This is a genomic window from Enterobacter sp. JUb54 (assembly GCF_014298075.1).
GTDB classification, from domain to species: Bacteria; Pseudomonadota; Gammaproteobacteria; order Enterobacterales; family Enterobacteriaceae; genus Klebsiella; species Klebsiella lignicola.
The window spans coordinates 5,250,874-5,265,674 of record NZ_CP060418.1; the positions used below are offsets into that span (position 1 = coordinate 5,250,874).

Below are 14,801 nucleotides of genomic sequence, written 5' to 3' on the forward strand. Positions count from 1 at the left end.
GGTGCAATCCGCTCTGTTAATGAGGTTAGTGCCTCATGTTAACGACAAATTATTTGTTACCGCTTGCACTGTTCTCCAGCATGGCTGAAGCGTCAGACACGGTGAATGAACCTGGTTTCTGGCGCGGTGGGAACTCTTTGAAGGTTTCCAGCATTTTCTTCGCTTCAGCAGCTGCGCCGCCCATCAGGAACATACGATCGTAGAACCAGGACTGGTAGCCCATCCCTTTGTCGGCTTTCTCGAGTGGATCAACATCCAGATCGAAAATCAACGGCGCACGCAGTTTGGTGAACGGATAACGCCATAGATCCAGACCTTCATGTTCCTGGATCATGAAGTGGATTTTCCAGCGACCCATACGCATCGCCAGCAGATCGCCGTCATCACTCCAGTAGAAGAATTCGTTACGCTGATCTTTGCCTTTACCCATCAGGTAATCGAGCTGGTTGTAACCATCCAGGTGAACCTTGTAGGTGATGGATGGGGTTTTGTAGCCTTTCAGCAGTTCCTGCTTGATGTTCGGCTCACCCGCGGCGGCAACCAGCGTTGGGAACCAGTCATTGGAACCGAACATGCCGTTAATCACGGTGCCTGGTTTGATATGGCCCGGCCAGCGAACCATTGCCGGTACGCGGAAGCCGCCTTCCCAGCCGGTGTTCTTCTCGCCGCGGAATGGCGTTTCACCGGCATCAGGCCAGGTGGCGGTCATCGGGCCGTTATCGGTGGTGTAAACGACGATGGTGTTGTCTTCAATGCCGAGATCTTTAATCTTCTGCAGCACTTCACCGACCATCTTATCGTGCTCAACCATGCCGTCGGCGTATGTCCCCAGACCGGTCACGCCGATGCTGGCGTCTTTCAGGTGGGTTTTGTTGTGCATACGGGTGGTGTTGAACCAGGTAAAGAACGGTTTACCCGCTTTCACCTGACGTTCCATAAAGTCGTTGTTGGCCGCCAGAGTCTCTTCGTCGACGGTACCCATACGCTTAATAGTCAACGGACCGGTATCTTCAATCTTGCCGTCCGCGGTGCTCTTAATGACGCCGCGCGGGCCAAATTGCTTACGGAAGGCCGGGTCTTTCGGATAATCCGGGTTCTCTGGCTCTTCTTCAGCGTTCAGGTGATACAGGTTGCCGAGGAACTCATCGAAACCGTGGGCGGTAGGCAGGAACTCATCGCGGTCACCGAGGTGGTTTTTACCAAACTGACCGGTGGCATAACCCAGTTGCTTCAGGATGTTAGCAATCGTCGGGTCTTCTTTCTGCAGGCCCTGTGGCGCACCAGGCATACCGACTTTACTCATCCCGGTACGGAACGGCATCTGCCCGGTAATGAAGGAAGAACGGCCAGCAGTAGAACTCTGCTCAGCGTAGTAAGAGGTGAATTTTGCACCTTCAGAGGCCAGCTTATCGATGTTTGGGGTTTGATACCCCATCGTGCCGCCGTTATAGGTACTGATGTTCCAGTAACCGATGTCATCGCCAAAAATCACGACGATGTTGGGCTTGGCGTTATCTTGTTTTTGGGGGGCGGTTGCCGGCGCTGCATAGGCAGACGTTACGGCACCTGAAGCTAGCGTAAGCATACTGGCCAGCATCGTGCGTTTAAACGGGACATTTTTTGGCATTGGCAAGGTTCCTTCGACGGTAAAACAGATGACGTATAGAAAACGGCTTGTAGTATTTGATGTTACAAATGTAAGGATTTAGTTACATTACATATAGACTATCAATGAGTTACCCACCACTCATCCGATCATGAATTTTTTACAATGTGATGCGAATTCGAAATTTCATTGTGGGTGATGCAATTTGCAGAATTGCGTAAATGCAATCAGAACATGAAAGTGTGAAGCAGACTCTAGTGCGAAGAGATGATTTTAACCAGACGACAGTCCGTTTACGGATTCAGTATTTATTTTGGAGTTGTGGGATCGCGCCAGCGCTGCGCTTTCAATAGAGGAAAAGTGATGTTAACCTGCGGAGAGTGTATATAAGAGGCGCCGAAAAATGAAAATAAAGTACTCTGCTATTATTTCTGAGTATAAAAAAATTATTACTCAGGATGAGTCGATTATTAAATCTGTCGCGACGCCTGATAATACCCGGATAATTAAAAGCGGCGAGATTTTCAGAATTGAAAACGGCGAGATTATTGTCGTACTGAGCGGGGTGCTGGCGATCAACATGCAGCAACCTACGTTCCCGGAGCATGAGAGCATCACGGTGGCTCATGAAGAACCTTTCCGCGTCGGGAAAGCCGTGCGGGGCATGGTTCTCGGGCTGGTGGAGTCGTTTGGTTCATCCGTCTCTCTGCAGTACGTCGCCAAGCAGGACAGCAAAATTGCGACCCTGCACTATGATGATTTTGTCGAGAGGTTTACCCAAAAAGCGCAGTTTAGCTATCTGATTAAAATGACCGGATTTACCCTGGTGATGCTGCTGGATTCTTATAATGAGCGAAATTTTAGCAATCGTTATAATGTGATTCGTTCCATGATCTACCGCTATCAAATTCAACAGGATGAAGGCATCTTACATGACGACAGCCTGGCGGGGTTTATTCTGAAACGCACCAAAATATCGCGCAGCTATTTATTCCAGATTCTCGCTGACTTAAAAGATGGCGGCTATATTGACGTGCGCAACGGAAAGCTGGATTCGATTTTAAAAGAGTTGCCTGAAAAATACTGACGCCTACGGGCTCAGCACCGTAATTGCTGAGGGGGACAGCGGTTTTTCCTGTTCTTTCGGCTGTTTAATTCGTTTTTTAAGGTGTAGTTGTAATGTAAACGTCGTGCTTCTGTGCCACCGCAACCAACCCTATCCCATTCATATTTGAAATGTTTTCCTGCGTCGGGTGGGTAACGTTTCCTGTCCTTTAATACCGTAAACGCATCGTTGTGCCTGGCCGCCCGGGTCGCGCGGCGAAACTGCTGCGCAGACTGTACTGGTCTTTCTTCTTAACAAAATGTGGAACGCAGTGAAGGGAATTACCGGGAACAGAAGTGCCGGGAATAACCGTGCGCTGCTGGGATATCACAGACAAAGTCTGATAAATGGCTGAATAATCCGCCATTGGAAATGTGCCAGTCGTCGGCTTAAACAAAAGCAAATTGCCATAATGGGTTTTTGTATGTTGGCTTAGCCTGCGGCTCTGCTTCATATTGCATCTTTTTCAGCGTAGGTAAAATAATGTATGGAACCGTCACTGAGTTTGTTTGATGATGTTATTTTCTTTAAATATCAACAAGATGTGATTTAATATTGCTGTAAATAAGATAACTTAAGAAGTGGTTTAAATAATATCGTGGATTTTAATAAAAATAAAAAAGATAAATTCAGTGTTCAACGCCGGTGCGAAATCATAGTGATATCGAGGGCGTGACCCTCAATTATTAGCAAGGGAAAATAAAATGAAAAAATTAAGTATTATTGCAGCGGCGATTATTGCGGGGTCTTTATCTGCATCTGCGCTGGCTTATGACGGATAAATTCAATTTAGAGGTAAAATTACGGGTGAGTCCTGCACCGTAACCAATAATACCACTAACCCTCTGACTGTGACGTTGGGGGAGGTCGCGGTATCCACATTCGGTGGAACAAAAGGCGCGCAGTCATCCATCTCACCTTTTAAGATTAACCTGACCAGCTGCCCGGCCAGCGCCAAAACGGTCAAGGTGAAGTTCGAGAATGCCCCTCATCCAGACGATGCTAGTCTTCTGGCTCCGAATGCTGTGGCGGGAGTGGCGACCGGTGTCGGCATTTTGATTGCTGATGCTAATAACACGATCGTTCGGCCGAGAGCCACATCAGCAGCATATACCCTGGCTGTGGGTACGAACGATCTCGAGTTTAATGCTCGTTACCAGTCCACAAGCGCTACCGTCACCGCCGGCCCGGCAGATACCTCCACTAATTTCACCCTCATCTACAACTAATCCCCGTCTCGTGGACCCTGTCTGGTCCGCGAGCGTGGTGCTGTGGACCGGCGTCCGTCGGTCCATCTTCTGCTAAGCAACGGAGTCCCCGACGTTATGAATATCTGGATTAAAGCTCTGGCGCTTTCTGCCGTATTGGGCGGGCAGCTGGCGTCGGCTGGTGGCATTACCGTGGGCGGCACGCGTGTGATTTATGACGGCAGCCGCAAAGAGGCCTCGCTGAGCGTCACCAGCTCTTCCCCTGAACCCTATCTGGTGCAGTCCTGGGCGGATGTCCGGGAAGACAGCGCCGAAAAGGCGCCGTTTATCATTACCCCGCCGCTGTTTCGCCTCGACGGTAACCAGCAGAGCGTCCTGCGTATCGTCCGCGCCGGCGGCAGCCTGGCGGAAGACCGGGAGTCCCTCTACTGGCTCAACGTCAAAGCCATTCCCCGGGGAACGCAGCAGGACAACGTCAACACCCTGCAGATTGCCGTCAAAAACCGCATCAAGCTGATTTACCGCCCGGCGGCGCTGTCCGGCGTGCCTGAAGAACAGACCAGCCAGCTGCGCTGGCGCGTTGCCGGCAACAAAGTGACCGTCACTAACCCGACGCCGTTTGTGATGAATTTCTATGAGATCAGGCTCGGCGGGCGTGACCTGGCGGATGTCACCTACGTGCTGCCGATGAGCGAGGCGACCTTTACCGCCCCGTCGGGCGCCGCCGGGAGCGTGAGCTGGAAGCTGATCAATGACTACGGCAGCATCGGGCCGGAGCACACCGCACCGCATTAACCGGCGCCGCTCGTTTGTCGGTCACATGGAGGAGACAGGGGATGGATAACTACAAGAACAACAAAAACAACAAGAACAATCAGCACCTCAGAACCACATTTACCCAGGGGGCGGTGTGTGTCGCCGCGGCGCTGCTTCTGCAGGCCGGCATTATTCCGGATGCCGCTGCCCGGGACTATTTTAACCCGGCGCTGCTGGAGCGTGGGTCCACAGGCCAGGAGGCTGTCGACCTGTCGGTGTTTGCCGATGAAGGCGGCCAGACCCCGGGAGACTACCGGGTCGATATCTTTCTCAACAATCAAAAAATGGACACCCGGACGGTGGAGTTCCGCGCCGGTAGCGCGCCGGACGGCCACAGCAAACTGCTCCCCTGTATCCCGCTGGACGACCTCGCAAAGTGGGGCGTGCTGGTCGGCAAGTTCCCGGCGCTGGGCGCGGGGGATGCAGAGTGCGCTCTGATGTCGGCCATACCGCAGGCCAGCAGTGAATTTCGCTTCACGAAACAGCAGCTGCTGCTGAGTTTTCCCCAGTCAGCGGTCAGCAACGCCGCCCGTGGCTGGGTGGACCCGCGCTTATGGGACGACGGCATTCCTGCCGCGCTGCTCAACTACAGCCTCAGCGGGGCCAGCAACTCCCCCCGCAACGGCCAGGGACGGGACAGCAACAGCCAGTATGTCAACCTGCGTCCGGGGCTGAACATCGGCCCGTGGCGCCTGCGCAACTACTCCACCTGGTCGCGCAGCAGCCAGCAGGGCGGCAGCACGAGCAACAAGTGGGACACGGTCTATACCTATCTGCAGCGTGATATCCAGGCGCTGGGCGGCCAGCTGCTGCTCGGGGACAGCACCAGCCCGTCCGATGTGTTCGACGGCGTGCCGTTTCGCGGCGGGCAGCTGGCCTCGGATGATGAGATGCTGCCGGAAAGCCTGCGCGGCTATGCGCCGTCGATCCGGGGGATCGCCCGGAGCAATGCCCAGGTCACCGTCCGCCAGAACGGCCACACCATTTATCAGACCTACGTCTCTCCCGGCAGCTTTGAAATCAGCGATATGTACCCGACCGGTGCCGGCGGTGATTTGCAGGTGACGATCAAAGAGTCTGACGGCAGCGAGCAGAACATGGTGATCCCCTATGCTTCTCTGCCGGTGCTGCAGCGCGAGGGGCGCCTGAAATACAGCCTGACCTCCGGCGTCTACCGGGCCTATGACAGCCAGGTCGACAAAACCCCCTTCACCCAGGGCACGCTGATCTACGGGCTGCCGGCCGGGTTTACCGCCTATGGCGGCGGGCAGTTTTCCTCAGTTTATCAGTCGCTGGCGCTGGGGACCGGGAAGAACCTCGGGTCGCTGGGGGCGGTGTCCGTTGACGTCACCCAGGCCTGGTCAAAGCGCCAGAACCAGCCCAAAGAGAACGGGCGCTCCTTCCGGGCCCGTTACAGCAAGAATGTGTTGAGCACCGGAACCAACTTTACGATAGCCGGCTACCGCTACGCGACCAACGGCTACTGGAGCCTGGCGGAAGTGATGGACACCCAACGCGAGGGATACAGCTGGCAGGTGCAGGAGCGGCGGCGCAACCGGGCAGAAGTCAGCCTCAACCAGAGCCTGGGCTCAACCCTGGGCAGCCTGGGGCTGAGCGCGGTTCGTGAGGATTACTGGAGCACCAGCAGACGACTGGAATCCCTCGGGGCAGGCTACAACAGCTCCTGGGAAGGGATCAGTTACGGGCTGAGCTACACCTACAGCCGCAATTCAGGCCTCGATGGCTACAGCAGCCGCCACGCGGGCAGTACCGACCACCTGTTCTCGTTCAACATCAGCGCCCCGCTGGACCGGCTGTTCAGCCGCGATTACCGCCGTTCGCTGTATGCCAGCTACATGGTCAACAGCAGCAAAAAAGGGAGCACCACCCACAGCCTGGGCCTGAACGGCACGGCGCTGGAGGGCGGCAACCTGAGCTGGGGCGTGCAGCAGGGCTACGGCACAAAAGGCCAGGGCTACAGCGGCAGCCTGAATGCCGACTGGCGGGCGACCTATGGCGAAGTGAACGGCGGCTACAGCTATGACAAATACAGCCGTCGTCTGAACTACGGCCTGCAGGGCGGGATTGTCGCCCACGGCGAGGGCATTACCTTGTCCCAGCCGCTGGGGGAAACCGTGGTGCTGGTGGCGGCGCCGGGGGCCAGCGGCGTGGCGGTGAACAGCCAGACCGGCGTGAAGACCGACTTCCGCGGCTATACGGTGGTGTCGTACGGCAGCCCGTATCGCCGGAATACGGTGACCCTGGATCCGCAGACGCTGGGGGACGATACCGAGGTGGCAATCATGTCGCAGACGGTGATCCCGACCCGCGGGGCGGTGGTGAAGGCGAACTACCAGACCAGCGTCGGGATCAGGGCGCTGATGGTGCTGAGCCGCGCCGGTGGTCAGACGGTGCCGTTCGGGGCCACGGTGACCCGGACAGGAGAGACTGCCGACCAGGGGTATATCGTGGGCGACGGCGGTCAGGTCTATCTGACGGGGCTGGCGCAGCAGGGCGAGCTGGATGTCCGCTGGGGCAAAGGGGCAGGGCAGCAGTGCCGCGCGGCATACCAGGTATCTGATGAGGCGGTGGCTTCGGGAATACGCAGCCTGACGGCGCAGTGTTTATAATTTAAGGATCTTATGATGCGTATAATTAAATGGATAGCGTTGTTGTTTTTATTGGCACCGGGGGTGTCTTTGGCTGCGTTGTGTGCTCCTCCTTTTTATTCGTACTCTGTAACCGTTGCTACGGGGGGGATTACCGTGCCAAGAACGGCAGAGCCAGGCACCCCCATTAGTGAAGTCTTCGGGCCATTTTATACTGGGAATATAAACGGTTATCAGTGCAATTATGTGTCGCAGGTATATATAAATCTAAATACTGTATTGACACCTTCATCTTATTCTGATGTATACGAGACAAATGTGCCTGGGGTAGGGTTTAAATTGTTTAAGAGTGTGGGGGGGAGTCAGTATGGGGTCTCCCCGTCGCCCTTTATTACAGTTGATTTTCCTGTTTGCTATACAACAGGTTGCTATATAGATGGCGTGTTACCAAATCTATATATGCAGTTTTATGCGACAAGTAATAACGTCGGACAAGGTGTTCTCTCGCTGCCAAAACCACTGGCTATTATTGCAACACATAGTAATAGCGATAGGAATATAAATATATTCAGACATCTTTCAATTAGTAATACCATCACAATCACCCCAGAAAAAGGCTGCTCGGTAACCAATCCCAACCAGACCGTGACATTATTAGATGTCAAAACATCAGCGTTAAAAAGCAATGCCGGCAGGTATCCGGGTGGCAAAGACTTTAATATCGGCCTCAGCTGCACGCCGCAGACCAAAGTCTCGATGAAGTTTGAAGGCACCACCATGACCGGTCGTAACGACGTGCTGGCCAATCAGAGCACCGGCACCGACTCCGCCGGCAGTTCGGTCGGCATACAGATGATGTATGGCAATAATCCCGTCACCCTCGGGCAGACTTTCCTGGTGGTTAATGATGCCAAAGAGACGGAGACCTTGCCCTTCAAGGCCCACTATTACTATAACGGTGGCGATCTACAGCTACAACAAGGGGGCGATGTCGCTGCTTCCGCCACGTTCAGCTTTACCTACCAGTAAGCGCTGTCAGAGTATCCGTGCCCCGATGGCGCGTCGGGATACGGGACCTCTGGCAGGGTAAAAGAACAAAGTCATTGTGCTGGGAAGAAAAACTCAACTAAAGGTCTTACAATAAAAAACGGGCATCATCTGCATGTAGATAACGGGGGTGTTGAATTTATCCCGCTCGATTTTAACCAGCGTATCTTTGCCCGTTTCATAGAAAAAAGCCGGGAAATGAGCGTTAACACTGCTTTCATCACTCTCGTCACCGCTCAATGATTCGAGCCGCTGAGAGTGTAATATATAAACGCCACTGTTTTTAGCATAGCTAAAGCTAACTATCCGGCGTATTTGGGCGTGTTGATTATTTTCAGTAGCAACGCCATGGATCGTCAACTCCCCCTGGTGATTGCCGAATGTAAAACCATAGTTGACATCAAGCGTTAAGTTGTCATGAATCAGAGTATGGCGACTCTGACATGACATTTCTTTAGTAAATGCAAACGCTGGTTTTATCTGAGTGTAAGCATAGATTGAAACGACGATACCGGCGGTGATTGCCAAAGCAAGATAACAAGATTTGTTTTTCATCGCGCACCCTTAATTTTTCCTATCAGCGTCACCGAACGGCAGTTCTGCTGATTTTTATCGTATACGGTACAGTAAATGAAGTTTAACCGGCTTTGCATCGGCGATGCGGTAAAAAACACGGTTTCCTTATTAAGGCATTGCAACCCGGCTTTATCCATTAGCCCTTTTATTTCAGTAGCCGAGAACCTGTTGTCGGTGGCAAAAATGGTACATTTATCCGATGCCAGCTTTATATACTTATCATTGATGTCATCAGTAGAGTGCAGATGCATAAAGATCAGCGGCAATGCCACTGCGAATACACCGGCGATAATGGCAAGCGCCAGTTTTTTACCTGAACCAGTGTTTTTTTCTTCTGCAGTACTGGCAAAGTATCCATCATTGCTCTCTTCCTGTACCGGGATTTTTGTGCTGACTAAGTGATAAGCAGGCTTGTTTTCATCATCAGATTCTCTGGCATAATTTCCGAATGTCGGTTTTTCCTTCTCTTCTGTAATAGTATTAAAAATTATCTCAGCATTATGGTTAAACATAATGCCATGCCGCGGAACAGTTTCAATCACATTATCCAGGCCAACCAGTGCGAGATTTTTGCGTAGGTGTAATATGCACTGATAATACGTATTGGAACTTACCGCAGTATTTTTCTCACCCCAACCACAAAGAATAAGCGTATCCTGAGGAACGACACTCCCTTGATTACTTAATAATCGCTCAAAGCACAAGCTCGCCGGGACATGCAGTTTTAATTTTTTATTGGTTTTTGTGTTTTTTAAAATCCGATTGTATGGGGTAAACTCTACACACCCACCAATGAGAATGCATTGCATACTTCTCTCAGTAAAATTATTCATATAACAACCTTTAAAAATTTATCGCATAGATAATTCCAAACAAAAAGAACGTTTGCGGGGCTGGTTAAAATTTCATTAATTGCATCCAGAGTAACATAGTTATCTACAGAATAAACTGACGGTACCGACATTAGCCTAAAATTAGGAATATGCACGTTGTATAAATGAAAACGGCATGTTAATGAAATGAATCGCCGTGACCATACGTAGGGAATTAATGCAAAAATATTAGGGGTAGTGCGGGGGATTTCCGCTATACCATTTCAGATAAGGATTAGTTGGTTAATGGATGGTGGTGGTAGAGGGGGGGCGGTGTTAATGTTGCTTAGGTAAATGATTTGTCTGTCGGCAAAATAAACTCGCGGCGATATATTAGTAATGTTTTTATATGTATATATATATGGGGCTGAGTCTAACCGGGGACAAGATCATTTGTCAGAGCGTAATAATGTACATAAATTTGTACGCGTCTTTATCGCCTGCACCAGTAGAATGCTACCGATGAGAATAAAAATTCACCACGGGCGAAAGCTGGGACAGCTGGTTTGATGGTGGAAGTGTAACGTCTGATTTTATGCTCACCCGCGAACAAACCGGTGACCAGGACAGGGAAGAGTTCTGTTTCCGAATAGTGCAGGATTTCGGGTCAGGGTCAGGCGGTCTGTATTAGATTTTTCCATGCTGGTTTGCTTACCTTTAATTTAAACAAGCCAAAATTCTGCACCAAAGATGATGCAAAATGCCATCGTTTTGTTGTGGGTTTAAATGCCGATAAGATCTGAATGGTTTAGTGGGTAATAGCCATCTTAGGGTGGGTGTTCTTTTTTTTGTGCTCTATGAGTATTAATCAATAATAGAGCAGCAAGACTATGCTTATAAAAAACTTATAAAAACTGATGGTTGTGTTATGGAGCTATAGGTTAAATAAACTGACCGTTGCAAGTTAGAAAGTATCGGTTTCTGACTTGTATTCTGTCATGCAGTGTATGTGGCATTGTATTTATATTGTAATTGTATTGTTATTCATAATTTTATTGCGTGCTTATGGAACGTGATTAACTATTTTATATTGACCCAGATCACCACTTTACAAATTATTTGGATTTACATTAATTTACAGTGTAGGTAATTCCTTAGGTGTTAATAAAAATGAATGTTAAGTTATTGATGATAGCTGCAGTTTCTTTAGGTGTACTCAGTGGTTGTACAAATGACCCCAATAGCATGTGGAACAGTCGTTATGCTTTTAAGTCAGTTGGTCAGGTAATGGCAATGTGTGATAGTGGGGATAAGGCGGCTTGTTACGCCGCCGCTGATATGCAGGGGCTTACTAGTGGATTGAATGCGGCTAATGCGCAAATGCAGCAGCAACAAGCAGTTCAACAGCAATCAGCAGCACCAACTATGACTACGACGACCTGTAACCCTATGGGGAATGGCGTTGTGTGTAACACCTATTGATTTGTACTCCATTTAATAATATCAATGCCACCCCATAGACATTTCCTGTGGGGTTTCTCCGGTTTCGCTTCTTCTCAAAAAACTCTCTTTTACAGCGTCCTGTTCTTCACTGCGGTGGCTGAAAAGCCCGATTGATTTTTCTGCCCGTATGACAGCATGATTATGCGGGATACTTACATGCCATTGCGGGTTTCCATAGTTTTAGGCACCTCAAAAATAATAAAGCTTAACGAGGAGCCTAACAAGGTGCCTAAAGGTTCGGATTTAATTAGTTGGCATTAGACTTCGCAGGACAAATTCAAGGCACAAAAAAGCCCGCCAGGCTTACGCCGTGCGGGCTCTCAGGACTTCATCGGATGACTCTGGTGATCACCGATGGAGAATTTTGGTGGGCTGGCGTCCCTGTGCTTTATATCTTAATGATATGATTTTTATTGTTATTTTTGTGCCTTGATTCATTAAGGGTTCAATAAAGGGTCCTAAGAAACGTCAGCACAGATTTTACTTATTCCAGAGCCAAAATCTTAGATACTACTAACGTTGAGGAGTTGAACTCACGAAACATAGCCTTTCTGTTCCGGAGGCTATTTCCCATATGCAAGATCTTACCTCTAACTTAGTCTTCTCAAAGTGCTAAACAAGAATTATAAAGGGGGATAGTACGGAATTAAATCATAAATAAATTAACTAATTGATAATTAAGTATTTATTAAAAAATTTTACATAGGCCAAAAAAATAGCACTTTTTGCAAAAGACCTCCTAAGCCTATGCTGGCTTGCTTTCAAAACACCCTTCATAGATCTGACTAAAAAAGCACCATCTCTTGAACAATTCGTGCTTTTTGATAGTTGATCGCCATAAGCGATCTGAGGATACTGCATCCATCAAAACAACAATGGAGAAATGTATGACAGAAAGAAAAAGATTTATCCGTATGCCTGAAGTGTTGGAAAGAACCGGATTTTGTAAAGCTTGGATTTATCGATTGATTAGTCGTGGTCAATTCCCTGCACCTATAAAACTAGGTGATCGAGCAATAAGGTTCGTAGAAAGCGAAGTCGATGAATGGATCGACCAAATGATTTACGCATCTCGTAATAAAGCAGCATGATAATATTTTTATAAATGAAGTTAGGAGGCTATAAGTAATAAAAATATAGACCTGTGTTTAAAAATAACGATCCCTTTAATAATACATGAAAGTGTAGGGGGATATTTACTTAAAAAATAAATAAGGAAAAAAATGAAAAAAGAAAATAAACATGCAAGTCAAACTTCAGCGGATTTAGCTGCATTACTGGAATATTCTCGTTTTACGAAGAGAACTCTAACAAAGCCTTCCAGCGAAGTTTTTGATTTATTTACTGATAAATATTATATGGAAACAGTTTATGATGACATTATTAAAAAACAAAGAAGAGTATTGATAAAAGCCAACATAAGTACATTGATTTTGAAAAAGTTAGAATGGATATAATGTGCATGCACACACAAGTTATTATGATTTCCTATATGTAAAATAAGGCAGCTCGATTTGATTTGTGGGGCGTTTAGGGCCATTTATGAAAAATGAGTTCATATCAAACTAAAGGTCAGATATATATCTGGCCTTCATTTATTTCAGAATCAATAATGATTGTGTAAAATATTTTTATATTTCTATTGACTAATTAGATAGAAGATCTATAACAAGAAAAGATACAAAAAAAGCCAGATGTTAAATCTGACTTTTAAAGGACTTAAAAAGTTTTCGCTGACTTTTTTAAGTCTTGTAATCAGTTATACGAGAACGTGATTACAAATATAAATAAAGTATTATCTAATCAACTTATATTTGTCAAATCTAAATCCCAACTTTTTACAAGTCTTTTAAATACCCTTTCCAGAATCCTTTTTAATCCTCAAAAGCAATAACGTTAAAACCTGTTGTATCAGGTATAAGAATACGAAGGTCCCTCAAGTGATGGTGAATCTTATAGTTATTGCGACAGCGGTTAACCGGGAGCGATGCTGTCAGCCTGAATCGCCTTACCTAAAATTTATAAAGCGTTATAGCTTCTTTAGTAAAACGAGAAGTGCTTAAAAGATCATGGTAGGGTTTGCGCGGGTCGCGGGGGGGAGTATCAGATTGGAAACGGTCTAAATACTTTTTGAGTAATCAAAGCGCAATGAGCATTCTTTTTTCCTTTCTCTATCTCTTTAGCGATTTTCATTTTTCGCACGGGGGGAGGGGGGGGAATGCTCCAAGAAAAACTAAGTTTTACTAACGGAAAACTACTACGACTGAAAGTCGCCATCTAAAACCCGAAAACTTTAAAATTTAAATTTCTAGTACTACTGTACGAAAAATATTAAAATGTTATTTCTTATATGATAAAGTTAATTAAAGTTATTTTTTAAGGATTCAAAGATGGCAGGAAAAAGACAGCATTTTATCCCTAGATTCTTACAGCGTGGATTTTCATTAGAGAAAGAAGGAAAGTTTTTTTCTTGCTTATGTAAAAAAGAGTTTATAAAAGAAAATATAGTAATTGAAAACATTGGATTGGAAAATAAATTTTATACTCTCGATGGCGATTCGTCAATTGATGACAAAATAACTGAAAAGGAAACTTATATCTATTCAAAAATCGTGCGCGAGTTAGTTAATGGTACATTTAACATGGATGATATAGGAAGTTTGTCTGACTTTGTCTTTCATATGGAAATCAGAACTAAAAATTTACGTTCTAACTTTACCAGTACTGCATCTCATCTAATAGACCAGATGCGAATAAGGCTTTTAAGCAAAGATGCTTTGTATAGATATTTAAATAAAAATGTCATTTCTGATCCATCAAAATTTGATAGGTTGATTAATGAACAGCTTAATGAGTTAAATGTTCCACAAGTTTTGTACCCACATATTAAGGGTGTTTTGATTAATAACGTTCATGCTTGGCTTCCCGACATAGCAAATAAACTTTCATTGCAACTTATTCCTTTATTTGGAAATATGGTTTTATCCGGTATTCCTGAGGCCGCTAAAAAAGGACATTTAAAAGGACTTGAGTTGAATGAAAGTTTGAAAATTGAAGAGTATAAGAAGCTAACTTATAAAGTAATAAATGTTGAGCAATCATTGATATTAGGGGATTGTCTCGTGATTTTTGAAGTTGATGGGGATCGTAGATTTAAACCATTCCATGAAAAAGATGATGATTTAAAAGCAGTATATATGCCAATTAATTCACATTCTATATTGTATGGCGCAAAATATCTTGATGACAACCCAAATATTGAAAATATAAACGATATAGTAGCACAATGTTCAACTGATTTTTTTATTTGCAAGGAGCCTATTCATAATATGAATGAACTTCAAAAAATCATTGGTGTTAATTCTTACCTTTTGTCTGATGAATTTATTGATGAAATGTTGAGTGATTTAATTGGTGATAATATTTTGTTAAGTCATTAAAAAGTATAAAATTGATGTTTAATTTATAATGTATCCATAGAGCCATATAAATATAAAAAGCGATATTTATCATAAAATT

General features: G+C 46.6%; 12 protein-coding genes and 1 pseudogene. 10 read left to right on the top strand and 3 right to left on the bottom strand.

The features are described 5' to 3' along the window. Window positions 1-49 precede the first annotated feature (49 nt). Window positions 50-1,627, bottom strand: a complete 1,578-nt coding sequence (locus HF679_RS24465) for an arylsulfatase (RefSeq protein ID WP_154145239.1) — start codon at window positions 1,625-1,627, stop codon at window positions 50-52. 382 nt (window positions 1,628-2,009) lie between these two features. Between HF679_RS24465 and HF679_RS24470 the strand changes: the two genes are divergently transcribed. The 5 genes from HF679_RS24470 (at window position 2,010) to HF679_RS24950 (ending at window position 8,373) form a co-directional block, all read left to right on the top strand. Next, on the top strand, window positions 2,010-2,693 hold the full coding sequence (locus tag HF679_RS24470; protein ID WP_123756861.1) for a helix-turn-helix domain-containing protein: 684 nt from the start codon (window positions 2,010-2,012) through the stop codon (window positions 2,691-2,693). 800 nt (window positions 2,694-3,493) lie between these two features. Beyond that, window positions 3,494-3,940, top strand: coding sequence for a fimbrial protein (locus tag HF679_RS25055; RefSeq protein ID WP_123756862.1), 447 nt, complete (start codon window positions 3,494-3,496; stop codon window positions 3,938-3,940). A gap of 96 nt (window positions 3,941-4,036) precedes the next feature. Beyond that, complete coding sequence (locus HF679_RS24480) at window positions 4,037-4,714, top strand: molecular chaperone (RefSeq protein WP_123756863.1); 678 nt, start codon at window positions 4,037-4,039, stop codon at window positions 4,712-4,714. Between the two features lie 41 nt (window positions 4,715-4,755). Beyond that, window positions 4,756-7,365: a fimbria/pilus outer membrane usher protein gene (locus HF679_RS24485; protein WP_154145238.1), complete on the top strand. Its 2,610-nt coding sequence runs from the start codon at window positions 4,756-4,758 to the stop codon at window positions 7,363-7,365. Between the two features lie 438 nt (window positions 7,366-7,803). Then, window positions 7,804-8,373, top strand: a complete 570-nt coding sequence (locus HF679_RS24950) for a fimbrial protein (RefSeq protein ID WP_227540148.1) — start codon at window positions 7,804-7,806, stop codon at window positions 8,371-8,373. Window positions 8,374-8,466: 93 nt separating this feature from the next. Here the strand turns inward: HF679_RS24950 and HF679_RS24495 are convergent, their stop codons facing one another. Both HF679_RS24495 and HF679_RS24500 read right to left on the bottom strand, forming a co-directional pair. Then, window positions 8,467-8,946: a hypothetical protein gene (locus HF679_RS24495; RefSeq protein WP_123756866.1), complete on the bottom strand. Its 480-nt coding sequence runs from the start codon at window positions 8,944-8,946 to the stop codon at window positions 8,467-8,469. Next, complete coding sequence (locus HF679_RS24500) at window positions 8,943-9,800, bottom strand: transcriptional regulator (protein WP_187042468.1); 858 nt, start codon at window positions 9,798-9,800, stop codon at window positions 8,943-8,945. Before HF679_RS24500 ends, HF679_RS24495 begins: the two co-directional genes overlap by 4 nt. A gap of 523 nt (window positions 9,801-10,323) precedes the next feature. On the opposite strand from HF679_RS24500, the pseudogene HF679_RS24955 reads away from it, so the two are divergent. The 5 genes and pseudogenes from HF679_RS24955 to HF679_RS24520 all read left to right on the top strand — a co-directional run. Next, window positions 10,324-10,470: pseudogene (locus tag HF679_RS24955) on the top strand (hypothetical protein); the annotation flags it as partial. Window positions 10,471-10,949: 479 nt separating this feature from the next. After that, window positions 10,950-11,261 carry a hypothetical protein gene (locus HF679_RS24505; protein WP_123756868.1) on the top strand — a complete coding sequence of 104 codons (312 nt, stop codon included), beginning with the start codon at window positions 10,950-10,952 and terminating at the stop codon, window positions 11,259-11,261. Between the two features lie 908 nt (window positions 11,262-12,169). After that, the gene (locus HF679_RS24510; protein WP_044695395.1) at window positions 12,170-12,373 is read left to right on the top strand and encodes a helix-turn-helix transcriptional regulator; all 204 of its coding nucleotides are present in this window, start codon (window positions 12,170-12,172) and stop codon (window positions 12,371-12,373) included. Window positions 12,374-12,505: 132 nt separating this feature from the next. Next, window positions 12,506-12,739 carry a hypothetical protein gene (locus tag HF679_RS24515; protein ID WP_261802974.1) on the top strand — a complete coding sequence of 78 codons (234 nt, stop codon included), beginning with the start codon at window positions 12,506-12,508 and terminating at the stop codon, window positions 12,737-12,739. 933 nt (window positions 12,740-13,672) lie between these two features. After that, window positions 13,673-14,722 (top strand): DUF4238 domain-containing protein, encoded by a 1,050-nt coding sequence (locus HF679_RS24520; RefSeq protein WP_187042469.1) that lies wholly within the window; start codon window positions 13,673-13,675, stop codon window positions 14,720-14,722. The last annotated feature ends 79 nt before the right edge of the window (window positions 14,723-14,801 follow it).

Bases quoted from the DNA above. Each gene is read 5' to 3' on its own strand.
- HF679_RS24505 (WP_123756868.1), top strand. From the start codon at position 10,950: ATGAATGTTAAGTTATTGATGATAGCTGCAGTTTCTTTAGGTGTACTC.
- HF679_RS24480 (WP_123756863.1), top strand. From the start codon at position 4,037: ATGAATATCTGGATTAAAGCTCTGGCGCTTTCTGCCGTATTGGGCGGG.
- HF679_RS24520 (WP_187042469.1), top strand. From the start codon at position 13,673: ATGGCAGGAAAAAGACAGCATTTTATCCCTAGATTCTTACAGCGTGGA.
- HF679_RS24510 (WP_044695395.1), top strand. From the start codon at position 12,170: ATGACAGAAAGAAAAAGATTTATCCGTATGCCTGAAGTGTTGGAAAGA.
- HF679_RS24470 (WP_123756861.1), top strand. From the start codon at position 2,010: ATGAAAATAAAGTACTCTGCTATTATTTCTGAGTATAAAAAAATTATT.
- HF679_RS24500 (WP_187042468.1), bottom strand. From the start codon at position 9,800: ATGAATAATTTTACTGAGAGAAGTATGCAATGCATTCTCATTGGTGGG.
- HF679_RS24950 (WP_227540148.1), top strand. From the start codon at position 7,804: ATGCAGTTTTATGCGACAAGTAATAACGTCGGACAAGGTGTTCTCTCG.
- HF679_RS24495 (WP_123756866.1), bottom strand. From the start codon at position 8,946: ATGAAAAACAAATCTTGTTATCTTGCTTTGGCAATCACCGCCGGTATC.
- HF679_RS24485 (WP_154145238.1), top strand. From the start codon at position 4,756: ATGGATAACTACAAGAACAACAAAAACAACAAGAACAATCAGCACCTC.
- HF679_RS24465 (WP_154145239.1), bottom strand. From the start codon at position 1,627: ATGCCAAAAAATGTCCCGTTTAAACGCACGATGCTGGCCAGTATGCTT.
- HF679_RS24515 (WP_261802974.1), top strand. From the start codon at position 12,506: ATGAAAAAAGAAAATAAACATGCAAGTCAAACTTCAGCGGATTTAGCT.